Origin of the sequence: Salinispora tropica CNB-440 (assembly GCF_000016425.1) — a bacterium.
Taxonomy (GTDB): Bacteria; Actinomycetota; Actinomycetes; order Mycobacteriales; family Micromonosporaceae; genus Micromonospora; species Micromonospora tropica.
On record NC_009380.1, the window covers coordinates 4,012,609 to 4,028,504 of the forward strand.

Sequence of the window (15,896 nt, forward strand, 5' to 3'; positions counted from 1 at the left end):
AACACCACCACACCCCCACACGAGAGGCACAACAGCATCCGGTATACGAGACAAGCCACGCCAGGCAAACCGCCAACCCACAACACCACCAACCGGTGACATCACAGGCAACACGGCCCAAGAAACAACCACACGGTCATTCCTTCAGGACCCAACAGGGTGTCCACCGCCAGCACCAGCCGCATCATCAACCCCTTCCCCCACCCCCCACAGGGAGCGTGTACAAGAGCATCAAACCGCTGCCAACGCCAACTAGCCAGTGTCTCCGACCAATGAGCACCCCATCACCCAACACAGGCAACCGAGGCTCCATACCGCCCTTCGACGGATGGCGCTCCTTAGAAAGGAGGTGATCCAGCCGCACCTTCCGGTACGGCTACCTTGTTACGACTTCGTCCCAATCGCCAGCCCCACCTTCGACGGCTCCCCCCACAAGGGTTAGGCCACCGGCTTCGGGTGTTGCCGACTTTCGTGACGTGACGGGCGGTGTGTACAAGGCCCGGGAACGTATTCACCGCAGCGTTGCTGATCTGCGATTACTAGCGACTCCGACTTCACGGGGTCGAGTTGCAGACCCCGATCCGAACTGAGACCGGCTTTTTGGGATTCGCTCCACCTCACGGTATCGCAGCCCATTGTACCGGCCATTGTAGCATGCGTGAAGCCCTGGACATAAGGGGCATGATGACTTGACGTCATCCCCACCTTCCTCCGAGTTGACCCCGGCAGTCTTCGATGAGTCCCCGCCATAACGCGCTGGCAACATCGAACAAGGGTTGCGCTCGTTGCGGGACTTAACCCAACATCTCACGACACGAGCTGACGACAGCCATGCACCACCTGTCACCGGCCCCGAAGGACCCCCCATCTCTGAAGGATTTCCGGCGATGTCAAACCCAGGTAAGGTTCTTCGCGTTGCATCGAATTAATCCGCATGCTCCGCCGCTTGTGCGGGCCCCCGTCAATTCCTTTGAGTTTTAGCCTTGCGGCCGTACTCCCCAGGCGGGGCGCTTAATGCGTTAGCTGCGGCACAGAGAACCGGAGAGGCTCCCCACACCTAGCGCCCAACGTTTACAGCGTGGACTACCAGGGTATCTAATCCTGTTCGCTCCCCACGCTTTCGCTCCTCAGCGTCAGTATCGGCCCAGAGACCCGCCTTCGCCACCGGTGTTCCTCCTGATATCTGCGCATTTCACCGCTACACCAGGAATTCCAGTCTCCCCTACCGAACTCTAGCCTGCCCGTATCGACTGCAAGCCCGCAGTTGAGCCACGGGTTTTCACAGTCGACGCGACAAGCCGCCTACGAGCTCTTTACGCCCAATAAATCCGGACAACGCTTGCGCCCTACGTCTTACCGCGGCTGCTGGCACGTAGTTGGCCGGCGCTTCTTCTGCAGGTACCGTCACAAACGCTTCGTCCCTGCTGAAAGAGGTTTACAACCCGAAGGCCGTCATCCCTCACGCGGCGTCGCTGCATCAGGCTTCCGCCCATTGTGCAAGATTCCCCACTGCTGCCTCCCGTAGGAGTCTGGGCCGTGTCTCAGTCCCAGTGTGGCCGGTCGCCCTCTCAGGCCGGCTACCCGTCGCCGCCTTGGTAGGCCATCACCCCACCAACAAGCTGATAGGCCGCGAGCCCATCCCAAGCCAAAAAATCTTTCCACCAACCACCATGCGGCAGCCAGTCATATCCGGTATTAGCCCCGGTTTCCCGGGGTTATCCCAAAGCCTGGGGCAGGTTACTCACGTGTTACTCACCCGTTCGCCGCTCGAGTACCCCGAAGGGCCTTTCCGCTCGACTTGCATGTGTTAAGCACGCCGCCAGCGTTCGTCCTGAGCCAGGATCAAACTCTCCAACAAAAACTTGAAGAACATCCCAGCAACAAACAAAAATTTGCTGCCAAATTCAAGTCCAAACCAACCCACCAACACACAGCAGGCCAACCCAGACCAAAAACGGCACTGGCTTTCCAAACACCCTGTTGAGTTCTCAAAGAACAACCACACACCAGCCAGAACCCCACAACAGGGCCCCACCGGAGGCAACCGCTCTAACCTATCCGGACTATTCCGCGATCGTCAACCTGATGATTCAGGCGACAACCTCGACTTTAGCCGGCCCACAATCACGCACGCCTATTCGACGGTCGCTACTCTTGCGGGGATCGACAGACCGGCCGACATCCGCTTCGCGGCTATCCGCCCGGCTCCTGCCGGCTTCAGTACTCTACCCGGTCGGCTTCGTGAGTGCAACTCCGTCTCCGGAGTGCCGCACACCTACCGCGCCCAGCCCCGCTCGGCGATATCGCCACGGCCCTGGTGCCCGCTCTCCGCCGGTTCGCCCGGCTTCCTGCGTGCAAAGAGAAAGTTACGCGGATGTCCCGCTGAAGGCAAATCAAGATCCATCACTGGACTCAACCGTCGGGGCCCACGTCCGGCTGCCACCCACTCCATCACGTGCAGAAGACCGGAACCGCTGATCCGTGGGAGAGTGTCTGCATGGCCGAGCTGACAGCAACCCCGGTGCTGGCCGAGGACGCGTTACTCGGACTACTCCTGCCATTCTGGCAACTCGTCATCGGCGCCTTCGTCGTCATCGTCCTGGTCCTGTCGATCGGCCGGCTGGCTCGTCGCGGACCGTCTCGGATGACAACAGCGCTCCTGGTCACGGCCGCTGCCATCGCCGGCCTCGCGACAATCGGCGTGCTGCTTCAGGGCTGAGGGCGGTTCCCCCGAAGCAGCTGGCTGCCCACGAGCCGTTCACTCCCCGAGGCTCAGACCTCGGGTCATGCCCATGAAGGCTGGAGACGACGGTTGGCCAGGCTCGGCAACTCGGCCCGGATCGTCCGCAGTCGCTCCAGGTCAAGGTCGACGATCGCGAGCCCGGAACCATCCGGCACCTGGGCGAGCACCGTTCCCCAGGGGTCTATCACCATGCTGCGCCCGAAGCAGGTACGTCTTGGCTCGTGGTCCCCCGTCTGGGCAGCAGCCGCAACGAAGCACTGGTTCTCGATGGCCCGGGCGCGCAACAGCACCTCCCAGTGGTCCCTTCCCGTGTGCAGCATGAAGGCTGCCGGGACGAGAAGGAGGTCCGCCCCGCCGTCCGTGACGAGCTGGCGGTAGAGCTCGGGAAAACGGAGGTCGTAGCAGATCGACAGCCCGACCCGAATGCCCTCCACGTCAACGACGACCGGCTGCGCGCCCGCGGCGACAGTGGCTGACTCCAGATACGACACCCGGCCGGGAATCTCCACGTCGTACAGGTGGATCTTGCGATAGCTGGCGGCGAGCGTCCCGGATCGATCAAACACCAGGCAGGTGTTGTACGAATGCTCCGGGTCCGGGCCTCGCTCGTGGATCGAGCCAACGACGACCCAGACACCGAGCCGCTGCGCGGCATCGGCGAAGAACCGCCCGACCTCCCCGTCCACCGGCTCCGCCACCGGTTGCCCGGCGACCGGACCGAGATAGTCGACATACTCGGGGAGGATCGCGAGATCGGCACCACCGGCCGCCGCCCGCTCCAGCAGGGCCTTGGCGGCCACCAGATTCCTCGCTTGGTCCTCCTGGGCGTTCAACTGGCAGACCGCGACGCGCATGAGCTCAGGCTACGGGCATCGGGGCTACCAGAACAGAGCGCCGGGGGCGTCGAGTGCTCGGCCAGCCCCTGGGGCGCGCCGAGCCCCGGTCACGCGGACTTCTCCTCACGCTCCCGCCGGGACCGACGGCTGGTGAACTCACGCGGAACGATCGTCGGGTTGACGTTCTCCAGCACCACTTCGCGATTGATCAGAACTCGGGCGGCGTCAGGGTTGCTGGGCACCTCGTACATCACGGAGAGAAGAACCTCCTCCATGATCGCGCGAAGACCACGGGCACCGGTGCCACGGAGCATCGCCTGGTCGGCAATCGCCTCCAGGGCGGACTGCTCGAACTCCAGCTCGACGCCGTCCAACTCGAAGAGGCGCTGGTACTGCCGGACGAGCGCGTTGCGCGGCTCGGTGAGGATCTGCACCAGAGCCGGACGGTCGAGGCTGCGAACGTTGGTGATCACCGGAAGCCGACCGATGAACTCGGGGATCAGACCGAACTTCAGCATGTCCTCCGGCATCACCTGGCTGAAGGTGTCATCGGTCGAACGCTCCGAGACCGCCCGCAGCCGGGCACCGAAACCCGTGCCACCGTGGCCGGTACGCGCCTCGATTATCTGGTCGAGACCCGCGAAGGCTCCGCCGCAGATGAAGAGCACGTTGGTGGTGTCGATCTGAATGAACTCCTGATGCGGATGCTTGCGGCCGCCCTGGGGAGGAACGTTCGCAACCGTCCCCTCCAGCATCTTGAGCAGTGCCTGCTGCACACCCTCGCCGGACACGTCGCGGGTGATCGACGGATTCTCCGACTTGCGCGCGATCTTGTCGACCTCGTCGATGTAGATGATCCCGGTCTCGGCGCGCTTGATGTCGTAGTCGGCGGCCTGGATCAGCTTGAGGAGAATGTTCTCGACGTCCTCCCCGACGTACCCGGCCTCGGTCAGGGCAGTGGCGTCCGCGATGGCGAACGGCACGTTGAGCATCCGGGCCAGGGTCTGCGCCAGGTGGGTCTTGCCACACCCGGTGGGGCCAAGCAGCAGAATGTTGGACTTGGCCAGCTCAACGCTGTCCGCGCTGGGCGCACCGGTCGCCTCGGCCTGAATTCGCTTGTAGTGGTTGTAGACCGCGACGGCGAGAGCCTTCTTGGCCTGAGCCTGACCCACGACGTAATTGTCAAGGAACTGACAGATCTCCATCGGCTTGGGAAGCTCTTCCCACTTCACTTCACCCGACTCGGCCAGCTCCTCCTCGATGATCTCGTTACAGAGATCGATACACTCGTCGCAGATGTAGACGCCGGGACCGGCGATAAGCTTCTTGACCTGCTTCTGCGATTTCCCGCAGAAGGAGCACTTCAATAGGTCGCCGCCGTCACCGATCCGTGCCACCTACAGTCTCCCTGCACTCATCGGCCAGCGATCCGGCCATGGCCCCGGACACCGCGCGCCGCCCATCTCAGCTACCCGCCGGCTCGACCGGCGAAGCGATACAGACCCGACGTTACCCGCTGGCGCCGGTTTCTCCGACCCCAAAAACGGGTGTGTCAGAGGTCGGTCGGGATTGCCCGGCCGACCTCTGACCTGATCCGGCTCAGCTGGCGGCGTTAGCGGCCAGCAGGCCCTTCTTACGGCTGGTGAGGATGGTGTCGACCAGCCCGTACTCACGGGACTCCTCGGCCGTCATAATCTTATCCCGATCGATATCCTTGCGGACTTTCTCCACCGGCTGGTTGCAGTGCCGGGAGAGCATCTCTTCCAGCTGGGTGCGCATCCGCAGAATCTCCCGGGCCTGGATCTCGATATCCGAGCCCTGCCCGTAGCCCCCCTCCGTGGCAGGCTGGTGGATGATGATCCGCGAGTTCGGCAGGGCCATCCGCTTTCCGGGCGTACCCGCCGAGAGTAGCATCGCCGCCGCGCTGGCCGCCTGCCCCAGGCAGACCGTCTGAATGTCCGGCCGGACGTACTGCATGGTGTCGTAGATCGCCGTCATGGCCGTGAACGAGCCACCCGGCGAGTTGATGTACATGATGATGTCGCGGTCCGGGTCGGTGCCCTCCAGCGTGAGCAGCTGGGCCATCACGTCGTTGGCCGAGGCATCGTCCACCTGGACCCCGAGGAAGATGATCCGATCCTCGAAGAGCTTGTTGTACGGGTTGGACTCCTTCACCCCGTACGACGTGCGCTCGACGAATGACGGCAGGACATAGCGGTTGTGCACGGCCGCGAACTGCGGCGGCAGGCTCAGGTCGGTCATCGTCAGCTCCTCGCTCAGCTCAGGGTCCCGGCGCCTTCCGGAACCTGGGCGGCCCCGGTGATCACCTTGTCGATGAAGCCGTACTCCATGGCCTCCTGGGCGGTGAACCAACGGTCACGATCCGAATCCGCCTCGATCTGCGCCTGGCTCTGGCCGGTGTGGAAGGCGACCCGTTCCTGGAACATTCGCTTGGTGTAGAGCATCTGCTCCGCCTGGATAGCGATGTCCGAGGCGGTACCGCCCATGCCACCCGACGGCTGGTGCATCATGATCCGGGCGTGCGGCAGGGCGTACCGCTTGCCCTTGGTGCCGGCGCAGAGCAGCAGCTGGCCCATTGAGGCCGCCATTCCCATCGCCACCGTGGACACGTCATTGTCAATGAACTGCATCGTGTCGTAGATCGCCATGCCCGAGTAGACCGAGCCGCCCGGCGAGTTGATCCAGAGGTTGATGTCGCGGTCCGGGTCCTCCGCGGCGAGCAGCAGCAGCTGCGCGCAGATGCGGTTGGCGACCTGGTCGGTCACCTCGCTGCCCAAGAAGATGATCCGCTCCTTGAGCAACCGGTTGTAGACCGAGTCGTCGAGGTTGCCAATGTTGTCGCCACCGCGGGCGTCGATCGCCCGGGGCGGCGTCGGCGGAATGTGCATGTCGGTCATGGCAGCCCTTCGCTCTCCGTACCGTCCTACCCGACACTAACGGCTCAACCGAGTGGCAGAACCCCGGTCGGGACACTGTTCGCTCTCAGCGCAGCCCCGGTCAGGCATACCCGAAGACAGGCTTCGGCCGTCGCCCCAGCCAACAGCAGAGACGGCGGCCGAAACCCTACGATCATTCCGCGTGGGCGTGCGCGGCCTCGTTCTCGGCGCGTAGGGCGTCGAGGCTGACAGCCTCGCCAGCAGCATCCTTGATCGTGATGCGATCCATGATCGAGGCAAGGGCCTTGCCCCGCCGGACGTCACCGTAGACCGCGCCGGCGGCACCCGAGCGGACAAGCTGGTCGTAGAACTGCTGCGGAGCCACCCCGGCGCGCTGAGCCCGGTGCACGATCTCGTGGCCGAACTCGTCGTCGGAGACCTGGATCTCCTCCGCGTCGGCGACGGTGTCCAGCAGGAGCTGAATCTTCACGCCCTGGGTGGCCGCCTCGGTCAGCTCGGTGTCGATCTGCTCCTCGGTCTTCTCCTCGGCCGCGAGGTACTCCTCCATCGAGGCACCGACCCGCTCGAGCTGATCCACCATCGCCGCCTTGCGGCTCTCGACCTCCTCGCGGACAACACCCTCCGGTGCCGGCACCTCAGTCGCCTCGACAATCTGCTCGAGGGCCTTGTCCCGGGCGGCGTAGATCTGCTCGACTCGCTTGCCCTGGGTCACCCGCTCGCTCACGTCGTCGCGAAGCTCCGCCATGGTGTCGAACTCACTTGCCAGCTCGGCGAACTCGTCGTCCAGCTGCGGCAGCTCCTTCTCCTTGACCGTACGGACGGTCACCGAGACCTCGGCGTCGCGGCCGGCGTAGTCCCCGCCGACGAGCTGCGTGGTGAAGGTGGTGCTCGCCCCGGCCGCCAAGCCGACAACGGCCTCGTCCAGGCCCGGCAGGAGCTGCTTGCTGCCGACCTCGTGCGAGAGGTTGCTCGCCGAGCCGCCCGGGACCTCCTCGCCGTCAACAGTCGCGTTCAAGTCGATCTGCACGAAGTCGCCCTCGCCGGCAGCCCGCTCGACGGTCTTCAGCGTCGCGAACCGCTCCCGCAGACTCTGCACCTGCTCATCGATCTCACTGTCATCGATCTTCAGCTCATCGACGGTCACCTCGACCGTCGACAGGTCGGGCAGGGTGAGCTCCGGCCGGATGTCCACCTCGGCGGTGAAGTTGAGCGAGTCGCCGTCCGCGAACTCGGTGATCTCGACTTCGGGACGACCAAGCGTCTTCAGGTCGTGCTCGCGCACCGCCGCGAGAATGTTCTGCGGGATGGCCTCCTGGACCGCCTCGTTGAGCACAGTGCCCCGGCCGACCCGCTGATCGATCACGGCAGCCGGGACCTTTCCCCGACGGAAGCCGGGAACCTGGACCTGCTGGCCAATCTCCCGGTACGCCTTCTTGAGGCTCGGCTCGAGCTCGACGAACGGCACCTCGATGGCAAGCCGCACGCGCGTCGGGCTCAGAGTCTCGACGGTGCTCTTCACAGGCGTACTCCTTGACGGATCTTGGTGGTCTGGGCGCTGTCTACAGCCCATCGAGTGTAGGCGAGCCGGTACGGCCTGCTGGCAGTGCCCGGGAACCACACGCGAAACGGCGGTGCCCGGGTCAACCCGGCCGCGAACGACAGTCGGGGTGGCGGGATTTGAACCCACGGCCCCTCGCTCCCAAAGCGAGTGCGCTACCAAGCTGCGCCACACCCCGTGGCGGGAAGCAGTCTATGCCGTCCGCATCCGCGCACAGTTGCCCGGGGCCATATCCGATCGCGTGTCCCGCCATGGGGCTGACCGACGGAGCCCACCGCCCGGCTCGGTCAGCGGCATCGTCAACCCCGTTCGGCCGCACCGCACCACCCAGGAGCAGCGCTGTCGCGAGCGTGCCCGGCCTCGCCCGAGGCTCGACCACGACCACAGCCATGGGCGTGCGCGGAACTCGACGGCATTGGGTAGGCTGTCGACGCGCCCCCACACGAGGGCGGTCGCGGGCGTAGCTCAATGGCAGAGCTTCAGTCTTCCAAACTGACGGTGCGGGTTCGATTCCCGTCGCCCGCTCCAACGGTCTCCAGCCCAGGTCAGAGGTGGCACACCCCGACCCTGGGCCAGTCGAACACTCGCTTTCGCCTGCTCCGATCTTGCGGATTATCCGCGGGCCATCAGCTGCTGTGGCTGTCCTTGCGCCGGGTCTGCGGACACCCGGCTGGTCCATAGCCGAGAAGATATCGCGGTCCCGCTCGCTGGTCGTGCTGGGAGTTGACGGCGGCACCTCGCCACCGACGCAGGGCAGCACGGACGTACGGATTGGTTTAGCGTCACGGAGTCGTCGGGGGGGGGAATGATCGGAAACATCACTGGGCACCTTGCTGGCGCGGCTGCCGCCTGGGCGGCGTTCGTCGTGGAGGGGGCCGTCTTCTACGTCGGCCTGCTCGTGTACGCAATGGTGGCCGATACAGGAACCGGCGGTCCGCTGGCGGGGCCGCTGCTGGTACTGCTTGCCGGCGTGCTGGGCGTCGGTCTGGTGCCGCTGCTGTTCGTGCCAGCCAGCATTGCCGGGCAGGTCGCCGCGAAAAACGGACGTTTGCTCGTGAAGTTGCTGATCGCGTTGGCCGTCGCCGCAGTGCTGGCCGCGATCTACGTTGCTGTTGTCGCAGTAGCCACCGATGTGCCGATTGCCGACGCGGTGTTAGCGTGCCTGGGCGGCGTGGTCGCCGTGCTGATCCCGACGGCGGTCTATGTGAGCGCCGCCCACGGCGTGCTGAAAATCATGCCAGTCCGCCGTTCCTCGGCATCGATATAGATGCCCGTGGCTAGCTCCAACAGCCTCCGACCCAGGTCAGAGGCGATGCACCATCCAGGGTCAAGCCAGCCTTGACGGCGTCCGGTTAAACGCCAAACCGCAGTCAGACGGCGAAAACGACAACACCGCAGGTTCCGCATGCGGCCAGTCGACGTGCGCCTTCTGCGCGTCGGAGCGCGGCTGGGCCTGGCCGGTCAGGTCCTTGATGACGTACTTAGTTAGTAACCGTGTGTTGATCAATAGGAGGAACCCGCATGCGATGGAAGACTCTGGCTGGCGTCCTAGTGGCGCTGGCCTTCTTGGTCCCGGCGACACCGGCGGCGGCTCAAGTCGAATCGGCAGGGCTGGACACGTCCTGCCAAACGGTCGAGCGCAAGGTATACACGGATATCCGCGAGCTTGTCACCATCGATCTAGATACCGCTACCGATCAGCAGGTGCGAGTGTTGACCTCCAAGATCCTTAGTAAAGTGCGGACCGACTCCTTGACAACTCTGGACGACCAAATAGTGGAGCGGTTGAAGGGTCCCGCGGAGGAGCTTCGATCATTCCTTAAGACGGACATGTATCAGACCTGGTCAAGCGATCTGGCGATCAAGATAGGCCAGACGCTGACTGACGACGCTGGCCCCAAGGTGAATGAGGCCGCGCAGGAGGCACTGGACTACGGCGATGTCGATGCGTACCTGACCTACCTGAACGACGGCCTGTATGTCGCACGCGAGCTTGACTGCGCGGCTCAGCCGACAGCGACGCCCAGCGCCACGCCCAGCGCCACGCCCAGCGCCACGCCCAGCGCCACGACGGCCGGTACACCGACCCCTGATTCATCCGCCAGCCTGGGTGCATCCGACGGAGAGGGTGGTGGGCTGGCCGCTACTGGCGCCGACACCGCGACCGCGGCCGGAATTGGGGGTGCGCTTCTCCTCCTCGGCGGTGCGGGCTACATGATCGGGCGTCGACGCCGCACCCGCTTCCAGGCATAGCAGCTCTTCGACGTTGAGCGGGGTTCGTGGCTGGAGCCCCTGGGCACGCAGATGTCATCTTGACGATCCCATCCCGAAGCCGTCAGGCGATCAAGGGCAGGATGTTGCGGATGACCCACAGGTCGACTCGGAACCAGGACCTCGACAAGCCTGCTCAGCAGTACCAACTGGGTCCTGGCCGGAGACGAACTACTTCAGGCACGGGGGTGTCCAAGGCAACCTTCCAAGCGATCCGCCACCATGCCTGGTGGCGGATCGTCCTCGTGTTTTGACCGTTTTGGGCAGGGGGTTTTGGTGTGGGGTTGAGGGTTTGGTCGTGGTGGTGTGGGTTGTGGTGTCACTTTCCCTTGTGGATGGCGTTCTTGCGGACTATCGGGTAGTGGGTGCGGCGTACGCGGCGTTTGCCGGCGGGGCGGCCGGGGCCGGGATGTCCGGGTTTCGCGTGCCCTGGTGGGTGCCAGGCGTTGTGTAAAGCGGGTGAAACCTGTCGGCGGACTTGGCCGGGGGTCATCGTGGTTGCGGTGGGGGGTCCCAGGGCGGTCGGTGGTGGGTCAGCTGGGTTCGGGCGCAGAACAGGTGCAGGTAGGCGTAGGCGTGTAGGCGTAGCCAGGTGGTCAGCGTGTCGGGTTGTCGCGGGTAGAAGTCGCTGGCGTGGGCGGTGGTCTTCAGGTAGCGGAAGTAGTGCTCGATGTCGTAGCGGGCCAGGTAGGTCATGACCAGGGTGAGCAGGTCGTGGCGGGTGCCGGAGTACCACAGGGCCAGGTCGCCGGCGCAGCGGCTGGGTCGTAGGTGCTGGACGCGGGCGATCAGGACGGTGCCCTCGACGATCGGTGGGCTGGGTTGGTCTTCGAAGCCTCTGCTGGAGCAGGTGAGTGTGGGGTGGACGTGGTGCCAGGCCCAGACGGTGACCGTGCCGTAGATATCCATCGGGGCGCTGAGGCCGGCGTCAGCGGGGATCGCGCGCTGGTGTAGCAGGTGGGTGATCCGGGCGGCGGGGTAGCCGGAGTCCAGCAGGAACAGCGGCGGGTCGATCATGCTCGCCCCGTCCCGGGCGCAGACCCGGGCGATGTACTGGATCGACTGGTCCGGGCGGCCCTCGACGGCGGGCACACCAACGCGAAAAGGGAGGCGACGGTACCGGCCCATCCCCGGTCAACCGCGGCACACCCGACAGCAAGCATCATGTGATCACCGACGGGGACGACACACCCCTCGCGGTGATCACCACCGGCGGCAACGTGCGCGACATCAGCAAGGCCGTGGACCTGCTCGACGCGGTACCACCGGTCGCGGGACACCGCGGCGCACCCCGCCGACGACGCCCCGTCCTGCTCGCGGACAAGGGATACGACAGCGCCGGCATCCGGGACGCCTGCCGCAAACGACGGACCGAGCCGATCATCCCGCGCCCCGGACGCAAACACGTCAAGGGCCTGGGCAAACTGCGCCACGTCGTGGAACAGAGCATCGCACTACTGCACCAGTTCCGACGTTTAGCCATCCGCTGGGAACGTCACCTCGACCTCCACGATGCCCTCGTATCCCTCGGCTGCGCCCCGATGCTGAGGATGGCCCGCAGCAGCGCATACGGTGGCGTGCGGAGCCAAGATCTTTCGTCCTGGAGGGCGCTACGCCCTGTCCCCGTCCGGGGAGACTGGACGGTCTACGACTGCCCGACGAGGAGATCCGCTTCTGGGTACCGGCAGCGATGCGGGACCAGGTGACTAGCTCGGCCAGCCAATAGCGTCGAGGAACCCCTCCACGGCGACTACGACGTGACTGAGCACCGCGATCGACTCGGTAAGTGGGCCGGGTACGTACATGCCGTGGTCCGCACCGTCCACCTCCAGCACATGGGGTGACAGCCGGCGGGCAATGCCACCGTCCCAGACCTTGTCAGCAGTGCCACCCACGAGGAGGAACGGCGCGGTTGCGCCGCCCAACGCATCAACCACCCATGGCAGAGTGAGCAGGGGCGTGAGCCACACGGCGGGCAAGGTTCTTTCGGCGGCAAGCGCTGCCGCGTTCGTGCCGAGCGACTTGCCGATCAGCAGGGGGCGACCGCTGATGCTGTCAAGAAGTGGAGCGATCTCACCGCCCACCCAGCTCTCGATTCCCGGCTGATCAGGCTTCGGGAACTTTTGCGACCACGAGTATCGGTGGACCGTTGCGCCCCGCAGCTCTGCCACATCGCCGGCATACATCAGCAGGGGAGCGCCCGCTCCGAATCTCCCGCCGGGAATCACGACAGCGTCAGCCATGCGGGCGACCCTACTCACGACAGGTCCAGCGTTCAGGCCGCGTACGACAGGGCCGGCATCGTCGGGCCATCCGGAGGCCAGTAGCGGTGGCGCGCAGCGGGCACGAGCCGCAACACCGCTGGCCGCCGAGCGCGGGCGTTTCGGGCATCACGACCCGATGAGCACGCTCCCCCAGACTGACGGTGCGGGTTCGACTCCCGTCGCCCGCTCCACGAGCTCCGGTTCAGGTGAGCGACATGATCGCCGAACCTGAGCCGTTCCCGTTCCAGCTCTCTAACCTTGTGTACGACTCCTGCGCCGGTCACGATGCCGACCGGTGTGGCAAGGATCTGGGTGGGCGGGCAGCGAGGCTGGGGCGCCTCGAACACCGGGCCGGTCCGCATGGCCGGACCTGACTCCCGGCCCACGACTCGCCGAACCGCCGTCCCAGGCTTGACTCTCCCGCCAGGGGAGACTCGATCATCGGTGCGGAAACGGAGGAACCGAGCATGGACGACCTGATCCCGATCGGGCGTTTCTCCCGGATGAGCCGGCTGTCGGTGAAGGCCCTGCGCTTCTACGACAAGCAGGGCCTGCTCGCACCGGCTTGGGTCGACCCGTCCTCGGGCTACCGCTACTACCGGCGAGCCCAGGCCGGGCGGGCCGAGGCGATCCGGGTACTGCGCGCGATCGACATGCCGGTCGGGGATATCCGCGACCTGCTCGCCGACGACGACCCGGAACTGACCGGCAAGCGCCTCGTCGCACACCGGGAGCGGTTACGGGCCCGGCTCGCCGAGCAGGAGCGGATGCTGCGGTTCCTCGAAGAACTCATCGATCGAGGAGGACATGTCATGCCCTACGACGTCATCGTGAAGGAAGTCGAGACCGTTCCGGTCGCCAGCCTCACCCTGCACACCAGCCTCGATGCGATCGGCGCCGACATGGGCCGCGGCTTCGGCACGGTTGTCGACGCCATCGGCAACGCCGGCACCGAGGCCAACGGCAAGCCGTTCGTCGTCTACCACGACGTCATCGACGAGCAGACCACTGGCGACATCGAGATCTGTATCCCGGTTCCGGCCGGCACCGTCCTGCCCAGCGGCCCGGTCCGCTACCGCGAGCTCCGCGGCGGCCCGATCGCCTCCACCGTCCATCGAGGGCCTTACCAGGAGATCAGCCCCGCCTACCACGTCGTCACCGGCTGGATCGAGCAGGAGGGTGTGCATCCGGCGGGCCCGCCGCGCGAGGTCTACCTCAACGACCCTCAAACGGTCAGTCCTGCCGAGCTGCTCACCGAGGTGCAGTTCCCCATCGACAAGGCGTCGCACTGATCGCCGCCCTCGGCGAGCGTCGACGGCGACCGGCGGTAGTCCTCGCGAGGAGCCTCGTCCGATCCGCCCAGGTGACGTCGCGCTGCCAGCTGGCGGAATCGGTGAGGTCATGCCGCCTCGTCACCGCTAGGAGTGGCCACGAGGTCTCCGGTATGACGTTCGAGCTTGGTCGCTGAACCGTCTACCGGAGACCTCTTCCGCTATCGATCCCCACCACGCCGTGACCGTCACCGGTCACCGGTCACCGGTCACCGCGAATTCGGGAACACGCCTCAACCGGTCGGTCAGGTCGACCGATAGGTGAACCGGTCGGTCAGACGGTGATGACGACCTTGCCCCGGGCATGGCCCTTCTCGAGGTAGCTGATCGCCTCGGGTACCTCGCTCAGGGGGTAGGTCCGGTCGATGACCGGGGTGACCTTTCCAGATTCGAAAAGATCGCATAGCGCTGCCAGGTCGTCCTGTTTCGGGCTCGCCACGAAGAACACCAGGCGTTGCCGTACGAACATCGACAGGGTGAGCCCACGGAGCACGCGGGCCAGGGGGCCGAGCAGCCCGTTGCCCGTACCGCTGTTCAGGAGGAGTGTTCCCCGCGGGGTGAGGACGCGTCTACACGCGAGGAGCGGGTGGTTCCCGACATTGTCGAGGACGACGTCGTAGCGCTGTCCGCTGTGGATGAACTTCTCTTTGTTGTAGTCGATGATGTGGTCGGCACCCAGGTCGCGGACCAGCCCGACGTTCCTGCTGCTACAGACCCCGGTCACCTCGGCTCCCAGCGCCTTGCCGATCTGCACGGCGAAGGTGCCCACGCCACCCGCCGCACCGTTGACCAGGAGCCGGTGACCGGGTTGCAGCCGCCCGTGGTGGCGTAGTGCCTGGTAGGCGGTGAGGGCGGCCACCGGCACAGAAGCGGCCTGTTCCAGGGTCAGGCCGGTCGGCTTCTTCTGCACCCCGGAGTCGTGGGGCATGGTGACGTATTCGGCGAACGCCCCCTGCCTCAGGGCGAACACCTCGTCTCCCACGTGGAACGTGGTGACGTTGCTGCCCACCGCTTCGACCTGCCCGGCCAGGTCGAAGCCGAGCGTGTTCGTCTTGGGACGGGTCAGCCCACCCTGCGCCCGCGTGATGTACGGGCTGCCGCGCATCATGTGCCAGTCCAGGGGGTTGACCGAGGCCGCCCGTACCCGGACCAGCACGTCGTCGTCACCGACGGCGGGCATCTCGAGATCCTGAAGGGTGAGGACGTCGGACGAGCCGTACGCGTAGTAGCGAATTCCTTTCATCGTGTTCCTCTCATTCCACGCTGCGTAGTATCTGTTCGATCGATGCCGTACGGGTTCGTAGTTCGGCGAGGTCGACGGCGCTTCGCTGCTGGGCGTCGAGAGTGTTCTCCGCGAGCTTCTCGAACCGGTGCACGAGCTGACGCAGGTCGTCTGCTCGGGCGGCCGCCTGCTTCTCCTTGCGGCCCTCGAACAGCCCGACGATGACGATGGCGACCAGGAAGGCCGCCACGATGACCACGACCAGCAGAAAGACTGTCGTCGGCCAGGACATGTCCCCTCCAAGCGGGTCCATTACGTTGGCTCCTTGGGTGCGGGACCCTTTCCTGGGTCCAGCCGGGTGAGGGTCTGGGCCGCCTCGGCCACCGCCGATGCGGTCAGGTGCAGATTGAAGTCGGTGACTTCGTAGTACTTCATGGCTTTGCCATCCTCGGAGAGCTCGAGCCGGCCGATGATCAGGCCTGCTGCTTCCAGCCGCCGTAGATGCATGTGTAGGAGTGGACGACTCACCCCAATCTCGCGGGCCAGCTGGCTCACGTAGTCACGACGGTTGGCCAGGGCCGCGACGATGCGTAGTCGAATCGGGTTGGCCAGAGCCGCCAGCATCTCGACCAGGTCGTCTCCGGTCGGTCCGCCTAGTGCCACAAGATTCCTTCATGTGTAAGGTTTTTCTTACATGTGGAAACCATAGCAGTCACCACCCCGGTCGGCAATGCGCACCGCGGTTGGGCCCGG

Annotated in this window: 14 protein-coding genes, 3 tRNA genes, 1 rRNA gene and 1 pseudogene; 7 read left to right on the plus strand and 12 right to left on the minus strand. The window is 65.2% G+C overall.

Annotation, left to right across the window (positions count from 1 at the left end; genetic code table 11):
* Nucleotides 1–342: 342 nt before the first annotated feature.
* A 16S ribosomal RNA gene (locus STROP_RS17555) occupies nt 343–1,858 on the minus strand.
* Between the two features lie 639 nt (nt 1,859–2,497).
* On the opposite strand from STROP_RS17555, the gene STROP_RS17560 reads away from it, so the two are divergent.
* Nucleotides 2,498–2,719: a hypothetical protein gene (locus tag STROP_RS17560; RefSeq protein WP_012014701.1), complete on the plus strand. Its 222-nt coding sequence runs from the start codon at nt 2,498–2,500 to the stop codon at nt 2,717–2,719.
* 65 nt (nt 2,720–2,784) lie between these two features.
* Here the strand turns inward: STROP_RS17560 and STROP_RS17565 are convergent, their stop codons facing one another.
* The 6 genes from STROP_RS17565 to STROP_RS17590 form a co-directional block, all read right to left on the minus strand.
* Nucleotides 2,785–3,597, minus strand: coding sequence for a carbon-nitrogen hydrolase family protein (locus STROP_RS17565; RefSeq protein ID WP_012014702.1), 813 nt, complete (start codon nt 3,595–3,597; stop codon nt 2,785–2,787).
* An 89-nt stretch (nt 3,598–3,686) separates the two neighbouring features.
* Nucleotides 3,687–4,976, minus strand: coding sequence for an ATP-dependent Clp protease ATP-binding subunit ClpX (clpX, locus tag STROP_RS17570; RefSeq protein WP_012014703.1), 1,290 nt, complete (start codon nt 4,974–4,976; stop codon nt 3,687–3,689).
* A 202-nt stretch (nt 4,977–5,178) separates the two neighbouring features.
* The gene (locus STROP_RS17575) at nt 5,179–5,841 is read right to left on the minus strand and encodes an ATP-dependent Clp protease proteolytic subunit (protein ID WP_012014704.1); all 663 of its coding nucleotides are present in this window, start codon (nt 5,839–5,841) and stop codon (nt 5,179–5,181) included.
* Between the two features lie 14 nt (nt 5,842–5,855).
* Nucleotides 5,856–6,497 (minus strand): ATP-dependent Clp protease proteolytic subunit, encoded by a 642-nt coding sequence (locus STROP_RS17580; protein WP_012014705.1) that lies wholly within the window; start codon nt 6,495–6,497, stop codon nt 5,856–5,858.
* A 172-nt stretch (nt 6,498–6,669) separates the two neighbouring features.
* Entirely contained in the window at nt 6,670–8,016 is a 1,347-nt protein-coding gene (gene tig, locus STROP_RS17585) for a trigger factor (protein ID WP_026275487.1), read from the minus strand.
* 143 nt (nt 8,017–8,159) lie between these two features.
* Nucleotides 8,160–8,233, minus strand: a tRNA-Pro gene (locus tag STROP_RS17590).
* A gap of 276 nt (nt 8,234–8,509) precedes the next feature.
* Between STROP_RS17590 and STROP_RS17595 the strand changes: the two genes are divergently transcribed.
* The 3 genes from STROP_RS17595 (at nt 8,510) to STROP_RS17605 (ending at nt 10,308) form a co-directional block, all read left to right on the plus strand.
* Nucleotides 8,510–8,583: transfer RNA gene (locus STROP_RS17595), tRNA-Gly, on the plus strand.
* Between the two features lie 277 nt (nt 8,584–8,860).
* Nucleotides 8,861–9,322 (plus strand): hypothetical protein, encoded by a 462-nt coding sequence (locus STROP_RS17600; RefSeq protein ID WP_012014707.1) that lies wholly within the window; start codon nt 8,861–8,863, stop codon nt 9,320–9,322.
* A 254-nt stretch (nt 9,323–9,576) separates the two neighbouring features.
* Nucleotides 9,577–10,308, plus strand: a complete 732-nt coding sequence (locus STROP_RS17605) for an LPXTG cell wall anchor domain-containing protein (RefSeq protein WP_012014708.1) — start codon at nt 9,577–9,579, stop codon at nt 10,306–10,308.
* A 507-nt stretch (nt 10,309–10,815) separates the two neighbouring features.
* On the opposite strand, the gene STROP_RS17610 is transcribed toward STROP_RS17605, so the two are convergent.
* A complete protein-coding gene (locus STROP_RS17610; protein WP_148217352.1) occupies nt 10,816–11,418 on the minus strand; it encodes a hypothetical protein in 603 nt (200 codons plus the stop codon).
* 53 nt (nt 11,419–11,471) lie between these two features.
* Here STROP_RS17610 and STROP_RS17615 point away from each other — a divergent pair.
* Nucleotides 11,472–12,032, plus strand: a pseudogene (locus STROP_RS17615) (transposase); the annotation flags it as partial.
* Here STROP_RS17615 and STROP_RS17620 read toward each other — a convergent pair.
* Nucleotides 12,033–12,569 carry an alpha/beta hydrolase gene (locus STROP_RS17620; RefSeq protein ID WP_012014711.1) on the minus strand — a complete coding sequence of 179 codons (537 nt, stop codon included), beginning with the start codon at nt 12,567–12,569 and terminating at the stop codon, nt 12,033–12,035.
* A gap of 131 nt (nt 12,570–12,700) precedes the next feature.
* On the opposite strand from STROP_RS17620, the gene STROP_RS24920 reads away from it, so the two are divergent.
* Both STROP_RS24920 and STROP_RS17625 read left to right on the plus strand, forming a co-directional pair.
* Nucleotides 12,701–12,781: transfer RNA gene (locus STROP_RS24920), tRNA-OTHER, on the plus strand.
* Nucleotides 12,782–13,057: 276 nt separating this feature from the next.
* Nucleotides 13,058–13,882 (plus strand): MerR family transcriptional regulator, encoded by an 825-nt coding sequence (locus STROP_RS17625; protein WP_012014712.1) that lies wholly within the window; start codon nt 13,058–13,060, stop codon nt 13,880–13,882.
* A gap of 313 nt (nt 13,883–14,195) precedes the next feature.
* Here STROP_RS17625 and STROP_RS17630 read toward each other — a convergent pair whose 3' ends face one another.
* The 3 genes from STROP_RS17630 to STROP_RS17640 are packed head-to-tail and all read right to left on the minus strand — an operon-like array spanning nt 14,196 to nt 15,806.
* Complete coding sequence (locus tag STROP_RS17630; RefSeq protein WP_012014713.1) at nt 14,196–15,164, minus strand: NAD(P)-dependent alcohol dehydrogenase; 969 nt, start codon at nt 15,162–15,164, stop codon at nt 14,196–14,198.
* 10 nt (nt 15,165–15,174) lie between these two features.
* Nucleotides 15,175–15,456: a hypothetical protein gene (locus STROP_RS17635; protein WP_012014714.1), complete on the minus strand. Its 282-nt coding sequence runs from the start codon at nt 15,454–15,456 to the stop codon at nt 15,175–15,177.
* Nucleotides 15,456–15,806 carry an ArsR/SmtB family transcription factor gene (locus STROP_RS17640; protein ID WP_012014715.1) on the minus strand — a complete coding sequence of 117 codons (351 nt, stop codon included), beginning with the start codon at nt 15,804–15,806 and terminating at the stop codon, nt 15,456–15,458. The genes STROP_RS17635 and STROP_RS17640 overlap by 1 nt, the downstream gene beginning before the upstream one ends.
* Between the last annotated feature and the right edge of the window lie 90 nt (nt 15,807–15,896).